This window comes from Alicyclobacillus kakegawensis NBRC 103104 (assembly GCF_001552655.1).
Classification (GTDB): Bacteria; Bacillota; Bacilli; order Alicyclobacillales; family Alicyclobacillaceae; genus Alicyclobacillus_G; species Alicyclobacillus_G kakegawensis.
Map to the genome: position 1 here is coordinate 85,870 of NZ_BCRP01000007.1, position 12,471 is coordinate 98,340.

At 59.4% G+C, this 12,471-nt stretch carries 15 protein-coding genes and 1 other annotated feature; of the genes, 1 reads left to right on the forward strand and 14 read right to left on the reverse strand.

Annotation, left to right across the window (positions count from 1 at the left end):
- The 14 genes from rplU to AK2_RS07620 all read right to left on the reverse strand — a co-directional run bounded on the left by rplU (window position 1) and on the right by AK2_RS07620 (window position 11,994).
- On the reverse strand, window positions 1–312 hold the full coding sequence (gene rplU / locus AK2_RS07555; protein ID WP_067932992.1) for a 50S ribosomal protein L21: 312 nt from the start codon (window positions 310–312) through the stop codon (window positions 1–3).
- 10 nt (window positions 313–322) lie between these two features.
- Window positions 323–395 (reverse strand) — a sequence feature (ribosomal protein L21 leader region).
- A gap of 82 nt (window positions 396–477) precedes the next feature.
- Window positions 478–1,380 carry a M50 family metallopeptidase gene (locus AK2_RS07560; RefSeq protein WP_245632817.1) on the reverse strand — a complete coding sequence of 301 codons (903 nt, stop codon included), beginning with the start codon at window positions 1,378–1,380 and terminating at the stop codon, window positions 478–480.
- 8 nt (window positions 1,381–1,388) lie between these two features.
- Window positions 1,389–2,222: a M23 family metallopeptidase gene (locus tag AK2_RS07565; protein ID WP_067932996.1), complete on the reverse strand. Its 834-nt coding sequence runs from the start codon at window positions 2,220–2,222 to the stop codon at window positions 1,389–1,391.
- Between the two features lie 227 nt (window positions 2,223–2,449).
- Window positions 2,450–3,247: a septum site-determining protein MinD gene (minD, locus tag AK2_RS07570; protein ID WP_067932998.1), complete on the reverse strand. Its 798-nt coding sequence runs from the start codon at window positions 3,245–3,247 to the stop codon at window positions 2,450–2,452.
- A 106-nt stretch (window positions 3,248–3,353) separates the two neighbouring features.
- On the reverse strand, window positions 3,354–4,037 hold the full coding sequence (locus tag AK2_RS07575; RefSeq protein WP_083520962.1) for a septum site-determining protein MinC: 684 nt from the start codon (window positions 4,035–4,037) through the stop codon (window positions 3,354–3,356).
- Between the two features lie 74 nt (window positions 4,038–4,111).
- The gene (gene mreD / locus AK2_RS07580) at window positions 4,112–4,633 is read right to left on the reverse strand and encodes a rod shape-determining protein MreD (RefSeq protein ID WP_067933000.1); all 522 of its coding nucleotides are present in this window, start codon (window positions 4,631–4,633) and stop codon (window positions 4,112–4,114) included.
- Window positions 4,630–5,472, reverse strand: a complete 843-nt coding sequence (gene mreC, locus AK2_RS07585) for a rod shape-determining protein MreC (RefSeq protein ID WP_245632818.1) — start codon at window positions 5,470–5,472, stop codon at window positions 4,630–4,632. The genes mreD and mreC overlap by 4 nt, the downstream gene beginning before the upstream one ends.
- Before the next feature lie 123 nt (window positions 5,473–5,595).
- A complete protein-coding gene (locus AK2_RS07590) occupies window positions 5,596–6,630 on the reverse strand; it encodes a rod shape-determining protein (protein ID WP_067933004.1) in 1,035 nt (344 codons plus the stop codon).
- 50 nt (window positions 6,631–6,680) lie between these two features.
- Window positions 6,681–7,367, reverse strand: a complete 687-nt coding sequence (gene radC, locus AK2_RS07595; protein ID WP_067933005.1) for a RadC family protein — start codon at window positions 7,365–7,367, stop codon at window positions 6,681–6,683.
- Window positions 7,368–7,552: 185 nt separating this feature from the next.
- Window positions 7,553–7,789, reverse strand: coding sequence for a DUF4321 domain-containing protein (locus AK2_RS07600; protein ID WP_067933007.1), 237 nt, complete (start codon window positions 7,787–7,789; stop codon window positions 7,553–7,555).
- Window positions 7,790–7,906: 117 nt separating this feature from the next.
- Window positions 7,907–9,004, reverse strand: coding sequence for a hypothetical protein (locus tag AK2_RS07605; protein WP_067933009.1), 1,098 nt, complete (start codon window positions 9,002–9,004; stop codon window positions 7,907–7,909).
- Between the two features lie 218 nt (window positions 9,005–9,222).
- A complete protein-coding gene (locus tag AK2_RS07610) occupies window positions 9,223–10,212 on the reverse strand; it encodes a resuscitation-promoting factor (RefSeq protein WP_067933011.1) in 990 nt (329 codons plus the stop codon).
- 211 nt (window positions 10,213–10,423) lie between these two features.
- Complete coding sequence (locus AK2_RS07615) at window positions 10,424–11,425, reverse strand: type IV pilus twitching motility protein PilT (RefSeq protein ID WP_067933013.1); 1,002 nt, start codon at window positions 11,423–11,425, stop codon at window positions 10,424–10,426.
- Window positions 11,416–11,994, reverse strand: a complete 579-nt coding sequence (locus AK2_RS07620) for a prepilin peptidase (RefSeq protein ID WP_067933015.1) — start codon at window positions 11,992–11,994, stop codon at window positions 11,416–11,418. Before AK2_RS07620 ends, AK2_RS07615 begins: the two co-directional genes overlap by 10 nt.
- 185 nt (window positions 11,995–12,179) lie before the next feature.
- On the opposite strand from AK2_RS07620, the gene AK2_RS07625 reads away from it, so the two are divergent.
- Window positions 12,180–12,362 carry a hypothetical protein gene (locus AK2_RS07625; protein ID WP_067933017.1) on the forward strand — a complete coding sequence of 61 codons (183 nt, stop codon included), beginning with the start codon at window positions 12,180–12,182 and terminating at the stop codon, window positions 12,360–12,362.
- Window positions 12,363–12,471: the final 109 nt, after the last annotated feature.

Sequence of the window (12,471 nt, forward strand, 5' to 3'; positions counted from 1 at the left end):
TTAGACCTCGATGGCCTCTATACGCAGGCGCGTGTACGGCTGACGATGGCCCTGTTTCTTATGATAGTTCTTTTTCGGCTTATATTTGAACACCACAATTTTCTCGCCGCGGCCATGCCCCTCCACCTTGGCAATTACACGCGCTCCCGGCACCACAGGAGAACCCACCCGGACGCCACCGTCACCGCTGACGAGGTAAACCTCGTCCAGGGTCACCGAGTCACCGACCTCGGCCGCCAGTTTTTCAACCGTTACGACGTCCCCCACGGAAACCTTATACTGCTTGCCTCCGGTAGCCACAATCGCGTACATGACCAAACCGCTCCTTACTTAGACTCGCTGTCCAGGCACCCACAGGGGATTTCTCTGCCTGCAACATGCGGTTGAAGTAACAAATCCATGTTAGCATATCATGCTTCCACGCAACTGGCAAGTTCACCTGTCGTCCGCGATCAAGGGACCCCGATTTCTCGGCATTCACGGGACGCGCTGCATCCACGTTTCCAACGTGTCCAACCAGCGCCCGTCAAACACGGCCGCAAGCAGCTCATCCTCCTCGAGGATAGTCGCCACCTGCCCACCGGCACCAAGGACGTACACCATGTGGTAATGATCCGGAGAGAATCGCCGCACGACGTCCCGCACCGTGGCTTGTGCCGGCGCTGCAAAGGCGCGAATCTCCAGTGTCTGCCGCCGTTCACTGCGACGCTTGGCGTCCAAAAAGCGAATGGTCTCCACACGGATGTCTCTCATCCCGCTCCATGCCGTGATCAAGAGGAAAGCGGCCAAAATGACCATGCCCAGGTGCGGCATACCTGCCCACATGGACAAGCCGCCCAGAATCAGCAGCGCAATCGCGAGAACAAAGGCCACACCGTACACCTCCTGAGTCGCCTGCTCGAATCCAATTTCGCGGGCGCGGGCGGCGCGCAGGATGCGTCCCCCATCCAAAGGCAACCCAGGCAACAAGTTGAACACAACCAGCCACAGATTCAAGCGCACGACCTCAGACGTGAAGTCCTCCGACCAAAGACCGCCTGCGTACAGGCCACAGGAAACGCCGATCAGCAAGACATTGACCATAGGCCCGGCAATCGCGATCAAGGCCTCGTCTCTGGGAATAAATCCAAGCCGCCCGTAGGTCAGCCGCGCCACACCGCCAAAGGGGAGCAACGACACCTCTTCCACCTCGTACCCCAGGTGATTGGCCACCATGGCGTGTCCCAACTCGTGCAGCATCACGAGGATGAAAAGAACAACCATGTTCCTCCACAAACCGAGGAATACAGCCAACAGGAGCAGAGCCAAAAAGAGAGGATGCACTCGAATGCGCGCCAGGATCCCCCAGGTCGGTCCGCCGAGCCAGCGGGAAGCTAACAAGCTGCCCCTCATGCTTCCTCGTTCGACCAGACGATGTAGTCATGCGGATTCACAAATTTCCCATCTTGTTGGAAGGCAAATTGGAGGGTGGGGTGGCCGTTGTTGCGCAAACGGCCAATCAGCTGTCCGGAGGCGACCGACTGCCCCTTGTGAACCGTCACGGTCGCCAAGCCGTCGTACAACGTGCTCCGACCGCCACCGTGGTCGATGACGACAAGGTACCCGCTGGAACCCTGATTCACCAATCGCGATACGGTTCCCGAGCCAGCGGCCGATACCCCTTCATTGGCCTTGCCCGAGATGACCATCCGCGGGTGTTGGGCGGAAAAGTCGACCGTCACTCGCCCCTGCATGGGCACGTGATAGTGCAGCGCCACAGTCCCGAAAACCGGCACGTCTAGATGGTATTTTTCAGCTACCCGGTCGAACGCCGCCGTGACCTGACCGCTGTAGTCATCGGCAAACGCCCGTTCAAAAGCCGCCTTCACCTGGTGGCCAAACGGAGACTTGGCATGAACGCCGTACCAGCCCAGGCCAATCATGACAACCGCCAAGAGTCCCTGCAACAGCCAGGTCGTTTCACTTTTCTGCCGGGTCAATCCGCTCGTCTTGCGCGGTTGAGTGGTTGATGCCACAAACCGTTTGTGAGTGCGCGGTGTGACGCGTTGCCACGTCCGGCTGTCCACCTGTTTGAGCGTTCCGTCCTGATCCGCAAACCCGTAGGGAGAACTCTCGTCGGACAGCCAGCGCACATAGGCTGCCGCGTTGTCCTTGCTCGAACCCGCCGGGCCATCGGGGCCGCCATCCGCGAATGGATGGTCCCGAGGAGCGTGCAGCGACATCCACGGGTTATCTTTCAAGGGAGGAAATTCAGAGCCAGAAACCGAGGATGGCCCCGTACCAGGGGAGGCTTCCGGCTTGGGATTCCACCATGACCGTAACGATTGGCGACTGCGGAGCATACACCCCATCCCCTCTCCACATCGACTGCCGCACCACATGGTACCGCGGTGCCAGTACATTCGTATGACGGAGTGTGGACGAGTATGCTTGGGCAGTCGCCAGGTCCTTATGACCGGCCACCCATCAAGCGCCGGATCCGTCCCCAAAAACCGGGTGCGTCCTCAAGGGACATGAGTGGAACCGAGTCGCCAAGGATGCGGCGCGCGATATCCCGATAGGCGATGGACGCCTTTGTATCCGGCCGCACAACAGTCGGCTCTCCCTTATTGGCGTTCCGGATGATGGCCTCATCATCCGGCACAATCCCCAACAGGTCGATGGCCAATACCTGCACAATCTCGTCAATGTCCAGCATGTCCCCGGCCTTGACCATGTTCGGCCGGATGCGGTTAACCACCAGTTTCGGCTGACGCAGACCTGCCGCCTCAAGCAACCCGATGACCCGGTCGGCGTCGCGCACGGCCGCGTTCTCCGGGGTTGTCACGACAATTGCCTCGTCCGCTCCCGCCACCGCGACCTTGAACCCGTGCTCAATGCCTGCGGGACAATCGATGATGACAAAATCATGTTGCTCTTTGAGTTGATTCACAATCCGTTTGACTGCATCGGCAGAGAGCGCGGTTTTGTCCTTGGTCTGCGAGGCCGGAAGCAGGTACAGCCGTTCAAATCGCTTGTCTTTAATCAGCGCTTGCTCCAGTCGACATTCCCCGGACGCCACATCCACCAGGTCGTAGATAATGCGATTCTCCAATCCCATGACCACATCCAGGTTGCGCAGGCCAATGTCCGCGTCGACCAAACAGACACTGCGCCCCAGCAAAGCCAGCGCGGTGCCGATGTTTGCTGAAGACGTGGTCTTGCCCACGCCCCCTTTGCCCGACGTGATGACAATTGCAGTGCCCATCCGCGTCCCCCCAAAAGTCTTCGCTCCACGTCCCCATCAGGCCTTGCAACGCCAGCTGGGTTCGGCGCAGCTTGAATCCCCTTCCCCATCGTCTTGCGCCAGCATGTCAGCGCCGCAAAGACGGAAGAAAGTGCATGCGCCCTACCGCCATCCCGTTCTCATGCACATAGGCCAGTTCCATGAAGGTCCGGAGGCGCTTCCCCTCAGCCCGGGGCGCGTGTCCTATGTAATCCGCTATCCGCACCTGCAAAGGGGCGAATTCCGCCGCCCCTACCACAGCCCGGGTGTCCCCCTCGACCCCGGCATGCGCAATGCCATGCAAGCGGCCGAACACAAAAATGTCCCCTGTGGCGGCGATTTCACCGCCGGGATGGACATCCCCCACCACAACCACGTCACCATCGAACAACAAGCTTTGACCCGACCGCACCGTCCCTTTGTAGATGGACTGCTTGATGCCCCCAGTCGGGTTTCGAAACAGCAGCCGGCGCGCCACCGTATGCGCTCCAAATTCCCGCAGGATAAAGTTTTCCTTTTGCAAAAACTCCGTCAGCAGCGCCTGGCTCTCCGGGCGCGTCAACTCCCGTTCACCATAATCGACAAAGACAGAAACCTCAGGTCCATCAAACAGACTGGACCCCACCCCTGTGAGCAGATCGTGCAAGTGGTGCAGCAATTCGTCGAATGGGCATCGGTCATTCAATAGGAACAAAAGTCCATCGCGCACGCCCTTGACGGCAACCGGCGGCTTGGGTCCCATCCTGGTCTGTTCCGTTATGTTTGTCGCCATGAAACTCCCCCCTGCCCCTGCGCACCAACACGGCTTGTCAATTCGCGATTGTGTTCCAAAATCCTGCTCATGCCTTAGGACACTCCGTCTGCCTCAGGTTCTGGGTACCGTTTCCGTTTGCGAGGGACAAGCAAGCGGACCAAGAAGGGATAGAGGATGAGTAAGGTAATCCCGTCAATTATCATCTGCGCCAGGGAATGACGCAGCACAGCCTGGGCAGTGTACCCTGTCACATCAAACAGCCGTTCCATGCCGTACGTAATCCAAACATTGATAAACGCAAAGAAAATCGTCACGAGAAACGTGATGGCCACGTTGCGGTGAAGAAACTGGGCAAACACCGTGCCAGCAAAGTATCCGATGACAGCATAGGTGAACGCGTTGAGACCGATGAACGCCCCGTACACGACATCCTGGCACAGGCCAACCAAAATCCCTAAAATCAATGCAGCTTTGGGCCCTTGGGTGAGGGCGACAACCACCATGACCACAATCACAAGGTCCGGTTGCACAACATCAATGGGCGGGATTTGAAACACCGTCGCTTGCAGGGTAAGGGCCGCCCACAGCAGGACAAAGGCGATCCCGTTTCTCATGCGTGGCCCCCCGATTCAACCACGAACACGTCGCGCAAGTACTGCAGGTCTGCGCTGGGCTTGACAGTAGCAGACTGGGTGAGCCCTTGCCCGCCACCGCTCACGGACTGCACCCGGCCGATCACGATATCCGGTGGATACATCGTGCTCAACCCGGAGGTTACCACGGTATCCCCCGGCTTCACATCGGCGAGTGGCGACAGAAAGTTGAGCTGCAGCGTGCCTGTCTTTCCCGTAGAACCTGTCACCACCCCAAAGGGAGGCTTCTTGGTGCCGTTTTGTACCTCGGCGGAGACACCGCCCCCGACCTCCGCATCGGTAATCAAGATAACCTTGGAACTCGTGCGCGCGGTTGTGTCGACACGCCCAACCAAGCTCCCATCCGGTCCCACAACCGGCATGTTGTCCTTCACACCGTCCACGCTGCCCACGTTAATCGTGATAACCGCGTTCCATTGCGAAGGGTCGCGCCCGATTACGTAAGCCGGCAGCAGGTGATACCGATTCGCAGGGGAACGCTTAAAACCCAACATCTCCCACAGACGCTCGTTCTCCGCCTCGGCATCGGCCAGTTTTGCCTTGAGTGCGTCGTAATCCTTGAGTTCATTCTGCAGCTGTGCGTTTTCTACATACATTTGGTGCAGTGCGTGGATACCAGACAGAAAAGCGGTAGCATTGCTCACCGGCCGATACACCCACCCAGCCACCGTGTTCTGAACGTCCATCACGACGCGTTCAGGCCACGACGCCGCACGGTTACGCTCTCGCAACGTGAGGCCTGCAATGGCAATGACCAAGATCAACCCCGCGAGCAGAATAAACAGCCTACGGTTAGTCAATAGACGGGACACCCGCATCCCACTTTCTGATCAGGGTATCGCCCGCTTGCGCGAATCCACGAAGCGGGCGCTGGGACCTCTCCCCATTGTGCGTCTTATCTGGAAGCCGTCGCGTCGTCTTCCTCAAGCCCGGCTCGACACGCGCCGACCCGGGTGGTTGCGACGGCGATAGACATCGTAGTTGTCCAGGGCCTTCCCCGTGCCCACGGCCACACAGTCCAACGGATTTTCCGCCACGATCACGGGCATCCCCGTCTCATCAGAGAGCAGCTTGTCGAGATTGCGCAGCAGCGCTCCACCGCCGGTCAGCACGATGCCGCGGTCCATGATGTCCGCAGCCAGCTCCGGCGGAGACTTTTCCAACGTCACCTTCACAGCGTCCACAATCGATCCGACCGTATCCGCCAGGGCCTGGCTGATCTCCGAAGAGGAGAGGGAAAACGTCTTTGGCAGCCCCGTCACCAAGTCCCGGCCGCGGATCTCCAGGGTCTCCTGTTCACCCATATCCAGCGCGGTTCCGATGGTCAATTTCAGTTCCTCGGCCGTGCGCTCCCCAATCATCATGTTGTATTCTTTCTTGATGTATTGCATGATGGCTTCGTCCATCTCGTCGCCAGCAACGCGAATCGAACGGCTGGTGACGATGCCGCCCAACGAAATAATGGCCACTTCGGTGGTGCCGCCGCCGATGTCCACTACCATACTCCCCGTCGGCTCTCCAACCGGGAGACCGGCGCCAATGGCTGCAGCCATGGGTTCTTCGATGGTCTGAGCGTCCTTCGCCCCCGCCTCCATGGCAGCCTCTTCCACAGCACGTTTTTCCACCGCCGTGATGCCAGAGGGCACGCTGATCATCACCCGCGGTTTGCCGGACCATGAGGACTTGTTCCGCATTGCCTGGCGAATGAAGTGCCTGAGCATCGTCGCTGTGGTTTGAAAGTCGGCGATGACCCCATCCTTCATTGGCCGCACGGCGATGATGTTGCCGGGCGTCCGACCAATCATCTGCTTGGCTTGCTCACCCACAGCCTCAATGGCCCCTGTATCCGTGCGGATGGCGACCACCGACGGCTCGCGTACGACGATGCCTTTCCCCTTCACATATACCAGTGTGTTCGCGGTGCCTAAATCAACGCCCATGTCCCGTCCAGCAAACATCTAGATTCCAAACTCCTCTCGCACAGGCTGTTATTCCCCTCATCCATCGTTCACCCGCAGTATCCTTGCGCGCGCAGACTGACAAACCGGCCATCTCCGACGACAATGTGGTCCAGAACGTCGATGCCTAACAATCTGCCTGCCTCACACAGCCGCCTGGTGACCGCGATGTCTTCCGGACTGGGCTGCGGATCGCCGCTGGGATGGTTGTGGATACATAGAATCGCAGACGCACTACGCTTGACTGCAGATTTGAAGATTTCCCTGGGGTGAACAATAGAAGCATCCAGGCTCCCCATGGAGATCAATTCTTCTGCAATGACACAGTGTTTGGTATCCAAGTGCAAAGTGATGAAGTGTTCCTTTTTAAGGTACCTCATCCGGTCCATAACATACTCGGCCGCGTCCTCCGCACTGCGGATGCGCAACCGGTCCGCGCTGGGCCGGCGCACAATGCGACGCCCCATCTCGACCGCAGCTGCGATTTGCAGGGCCTTGGCCGTCCCTATACCCGGTACCGAGACAAGCTCCTGCACCTCACAATCCAGTAAACCGTACAAGCCCCCGACGGACTGAATGACGCGTCTCGCCAATTCCTGCACCGGGACGGACCTGGATCCCGTTTGCAGAATGATAGCCAACAGTTCGTCGTTGCGCAGGGCCTGCGCGCCACAGCGAAGCAAACGCTCGCGCGGCGTATCTGTGTCCTCCAAGAGTGAATGCGCCTTTTTGGTCATGCGCCCTCCCCCTATCCTGCGTGCGTCCCCTGCGCCCATCCCAGGCCGCAGGCGGTCAAACGGTACGCAGAAAATAAAATAGGGGAAACAGAGAGCGTAGCCAAACCGATTCCATTATAAATCTATCCAACTGTCCGTAGATGTGGCGAGTGTTCAACAAATTGACGTGAATCGGCCGGCGAATCCTACTTCCGCCGCCGTCCAAACATGAACGCAGCCACCACGCCAACCAAGGTAAGCCAGTTGACACGGAACGTCAGATCCAGCGAGAAGCTCAGAAACGACAAATTCCCGCTCGGATTCATCCGCACCACCGTCTGCCTTCCCAGCCAGGGCACCTGGTGCGCGAGCAGTTGCCCCGCCACCGTACCAAGAATAGCCCCCAGCAGCACGTAGACGACGATGCCCAACGATCCGCGCAACGAAACCCTTCCTTCCTCGTGAAGTTCTGTCGGACAGCCGTCTACGTATTTCGACAGGAAGCAGCAAATCCCTTCCCAAAACAGATGGAAACACGTGAACAAACAAAGGACAAGGTTTCAATCCTTCACCTTGAACGCCGACAACTGAATCACCCTGCTGTAAAAGTTGAGAAGGTCGCTCATCGCGGCCTGAACATTGCCTTGTTTCATGGCGTTGAATGCCTGGCGCAAGGCCTTCTCCGCCTCAGTCAGGATATCGGCATGCCCGCTCTCCGCCAACACGTCCGACTTGGGCAAGCAATCGACAGAGACACGATAGGCGGCCAACGCGTCCCGCTCCGGCGCGCCGTCGGACAGCACAGCGACCAACGCGTTGCCCGCGCTCACAGCGGCTCCCAGCCAAGTCGAAAGCGCGTGAACATCCGCCGTCGTCGCCGTACTCGCCGTTCGCACCAAACACGCTGGCACAATCAGAGTGTGCGCCGACGAGGGGATCCCTTGTTGCTGCAAACGCGCTTCACGAGCGCGCAGACTGCTGCTGCGAACCGCCGCGTCCACCACAAGACGATACGGGGAAGTCCCGATAACGGCGGCCCCATCCCCCCGCTTGCCATACTTGACCTTTGCTGCAGCGGCTGCGTCGTAGCTGCGGTATTCTCCGATCTCCAAGACGGACAGATGCACGGCCGGAACCTGCAAGGGGATCCCGGTCATTTTCACCGCCGTGGCGCGGATGGGCGCAGGCTGCACCGAGTCGTCCTGGGGCAGAGGCAGGTTGGGCCGCATTTGGTGGAAGAGAATCAAGCTCAGGCAGCCGAGAGCGAGACCAAACACCAGACCTCCTCGAAAACTATCAGCCATCCTGGCGCGGCGCCGGTTCCTCCTGGCCAGACCGGAACGCGCGGGATTCGCGAGTCCTGTGTCGGCCAACTGACCCAAAAACGACTCCAACCATCTGAACCACGCCTGCCCTTTGCGCGGCTCTCCCTTGGCTGGAGGCGGAAGAGGGTTGTCCACCACCTGTGCGGATGACTGCCGCGCAGCCGCGTCCCAACCCGGCCCCTCACCTTTCTGCGGCGGACCATGGGGACCTTGCCTCGGCTGCACCTGGTCTCCTATCACCCACTGTTTGTCACCGACGCGAACCACGACCGGTTGAGAACGACCGTGATCACGCTGACCGTCTGCTGCGAAATAGGCGCGATGGATTGCCATGTCGCACGGTTCTCCCTTCGTGGCGAGCCGTCAGGGGGTCCTGTCCAAGCTCATTTGAGGACATCCTATGAGAACCATCGCCGCTGTATGACGCGAAGAGCCGCAGACAGAGAAAGGGAGCCAGCGGGTCGCCATCCCGCCGACTCCCATCTGCATGTGATGTCAAACGGCCGCCCTAAAGCTACCATGCCCGTCAACCGGCCGTGGGGAACCTTCCGCTAGTGCAGCACATACACCGTGACCGGTCGAACCCCGAAAGATAGAGCCTCGCTTTCGGTGGATACACAGATGTCAATCCGGTTCCCATGTATCGCTCCCCCCGTGTCGGCCGCCACCAGCTTGCCGACACCGGGCACATACAGACGACTTCCAAGTGGAATAACCGCCGGATCTACCGAAGCCACTCCGGGCTCTGCCAGAGAGCCGTCGGCGGTCCGGCCTCCACCCACATACGCGGTCGCGGTCATCACCAATTTTCGCGCAAACTGCAGCGTCCCTCCCCCTCCGCGAGACGCCAGGGAAGCGGACCGGGATACCATTGGGCGCTCCCGGGTGCCGACCAGGACGATTTCATGAATTGGTCTGCGCAACACCTTCTTGGTGACTTTGGTGCTGACCTTACGCCCGTCGACAAACTTGTGGGTTGTCAAGACCTCCTGCAACCCTTTCACACCGTGCGTCAGCACTCGCTGCTGGCCCTCGTACAGTTGATCTGTCATCCGACGCTCGGTCTGAAACGGTATCGATGCTCGAGAGGTCGACGTACGAGTCTCGACGCGATAAATCCGCACCCATTCCCCTTCATTCAGAGGTTCATGCAACGGCTTGCTGACGATGTCTTGCTTGCCCATCTCAATGTCGCTCTGCCGCAGCAACTGACCTACGGTCAGCGCCGTGGTCTGCATGTCGCGGGGCACTCCACCGTCCACAAGATGGACAAGCTTGGCCCGCCGCACCGTAACCTCCATGCCATCGGTCACCGGCCTATCCGGCTCTGGAACGACCTTGTCATCCGGGGTAAATGTAACCCCTTGGCGCCTCAAAAACGACCTCACTGTGCCAAATCCAAATCCGTGTACCACCCTGCGTTCTCCGTTGTCCTGAACGGTTACCGTTTTGTAAGCCGCGTCGGCTGTCATGGCCGATCCGCCAAACAGGGCTAACACCGCGGCCGAAACGTACAGAACCTTTGACTTCGGGATACGCACTCCATCACCTCTCCTCAAGCTTGCACAGGAAAGGTTGCCGGATTTAACGCCGAGACTGTGGCTAGTATAGCGGCTGTCCAGAATGAATGCAATCCAGCCCTTTCCGTTTCGAGCCGGTTCGACGAAACCCTTTCCCTGCCGCTGCATACGGCCGCTTTCCGACACGGCTCCAAGAACGGGCATCTTGCGGCTCTCTTTTGATCCTATGCACTCACAAACACGGACTTGATTCAATCAGGCGCTTGTCCAACAGCTGCTGGACGTGTGCAGCGAACGTCTGCATGCCGTGCGCCCGGCCCGTCTGCATGACCGACCGCAGCTGATGGGTCTGTCCCGTCCGGATGAGATTGGTCACCGCCGGCGTGTTGACGAGCACCTCCAGGACAGGAATCAATCCACCCGCTCTCGCCGGCAACAGCCGCTGCGCGACAACCGCCCGCAGGACCGAAGCCAATTGCCAACGCACCACATCCCGTCCCTGGTCCAAACTGCCCAAAATGCGTTCAACCGTCTGGACCGCATCCCCGGTATGCATCGTCGTCAACACCAAGTGACCCGTTTCCGCGGCAGTCAACGCAATTTCCATGGTGGAGGCGTCGCGCAGTTCGCCAATCAATATCACATCGGGGTCTTGCCGCAGAGCGGTCCGCAGTCCGGAGGCGAAATCACGCGTGTGCGTGCCCACCTCGCGTTGATCAATGCGTGCCCGCACGGGGTCATGCACAAACTCAATCGGGTCCTCAATCGTTACAATGTGCCACGGGCACGCTTGGTTCACACAGTGGACCAAGGCCGCCAGTGTGCTGGACTTGCCGCTTCCCGTGGGCCCTGTCACCACCACCAGCCCCGGCTGGTTGGCCAGCACCTCGAACCAGGCCGGCAAATGCAGGTCGGCCAAACTGGGAACACGAGCCGGCAGCAGACGCAAAGCCAGACTCCAGCCTTGATAGGTGCGGTACAAGTGCCCGCGGATGCGCACGAGATCACCCAGACTAAAGGAAAAGTCCAGCTCGTCGCCCCTTGCCCACGCCCGTCTGTCCACGCTTGGCACAAGCTCCTCCACCATGTCGAGGGTGGCCTTTGCAGGCGCCAGCGTAGAGGGAATCAATTCGAGTCGCCCCGAGACGCGGAGAGCGGGAGGAACACCGGAACCCACGTGGAGGTCGGAGGCGCCCCGTGCCAGCGCGTATTCAATCCACGCCTTTAAGCCCATGACGCCCCTCCCAGTCCCGCCAACGGAACATACGACGACACGAGGTGCGGCACCACCCCGAAGCACAACCCGCACCCAGCCAACAGAAAGGGGGCAAAAGGAAACGGTTGTCCAGCCCGCAGGCGCCCCAATCCCCATAACAGCCCCCCGCACAGTGCCGCAGTGGAAAACGCCAGCGTCAGCGCGATCATGCCCAACACGGGTCCGAACACAGCACCGATGGAAAGGGATAGCTTCACATCCCCCCACCCCACCCCTCCGGTCAGCCACGCCAGCACCGAGAGCCCTCCTGCACACACGGCCAGACCCAGCAAAGGTCTAACCGGCCCCTGCCCGGCCAAGGCAAGACCCAGCACAACCAACACCAGCGCGCCAGGTAAGGTGAGCCAGTTCGGAATGCGCATGCAACACAGGTCCCAGACTGTGGCCATCCACAACACGACCCAGAAGGTGCACCAGACCAGCGATTGCGACCAGGCGTTGGTACAGAGGGTCCAATTCACCAGCCCAGCCGTCACCCCAGTTGCCCCGGCAATAGCCAGGTGTCGGCATCGAATCGCGTCGAGCATGTTGCCCCTCCTGCCAATCATGGTAACTACAGTTTCGCCGGCCGAAGCCGAATCGCCTGCTTTCAATTGGAGGATTCCAACTAATATTGGCAATTTGTCCTCTTGTTTTGATCGATGTGGTATACTGGCGCTAAGGCTCCTGGAGACGAGCCGCGTCTGCGGCTTCACGATTGGGAGGGAGAACATTGAATTTCCTGCGTGCTCTGGTATGGATGAGCATACTGATGATAGTTTTGTGCGTCGCGCTGGTGTTCGTAGGTCTGCTGTTGAAGGCTGCGCTTGTCTTGGCTCTCCTGGCGCTCGCCTATTATTGGTTTACCCGCGCGCGAGCCAAGCGGCGAAAGACGGAACCAAATTGGCGGCTGTAAACCAAATCGGGAACGAAGCTAAACGAAACACCAAGGGAGGTTCAGCGCCAGTGTGGGCGCAGAACCTCCCTTACTGCAGGTGTGCCGCATCCGATGAATCCCATGCTTG

Coding starts and splice junctions, on each gene's coding strand:
- minD (WP_067932998.1), bottom strand. CDS start 3,247: ATGGGCACTGCAATTGTCATCACGTCGGGCAAAGGGGGCGTGGGCAAG.
- radC (WP_067933005.1), bottom strand. CDS start 7,367: ATGACCAAAAAGGCGCATTCACTCTTGGAGGACACAGATACGCCGCGC.
- AK2_RS07565 (WP_067932996.1), bottom strand. CDS start 2,222: ATGTCGCTGCACGCTCCTCGGGACCATCCATTCGCGGATGGCGGCCCC.
- rplU (WP_067932992.1), bottom strand. CDS start 312: ATGTACGCGATTGTGGCTACCGGAGGCAAGCAGTATAAGGTTTCCGTG.
- AK2_RS07575 (WP_083520962.1), bottom strand. CDS start 4,037: ATGGCGACAAACATAACGGAACAGACCAGGATGGGACCCAAGCCGCCG.
- AK2_RS07590 (WP_067933004.1), bottom strand. CDS start 6,630: ATGTTTGCTGGACGGGACATGGGCGTTGATTTAGGCACCGCGAACACA.
- AK2_RS07620 (WP_067933015.1), bottom strand. CDS start 11,994: ATGCTCGACGCGATTCGATGCCGACACCTGGCTATTGCCGGGGCAACT.
- AK2_RS07605 (WP_067933009.1), bottom strand. CDS start 9,004: ATGGCAATCCATCGCGCCTATTTCGCAGCAGACGGTCAGCGTGATCAC.
- AK2_RS07615 (WP_067933013.1), bottom strand. CDS start 11,425: ATGGGCTTAAAGGCGTGGATTGAATACGCGCTGGCACGGGGCGCCTCC.
- mreD (WP_067933000.1), bottom strand. CDS start 4,633: ATGAGAAACGGGATCGCCTTTGTCCTGCTGTGGGCGGCCCTTACCCTG.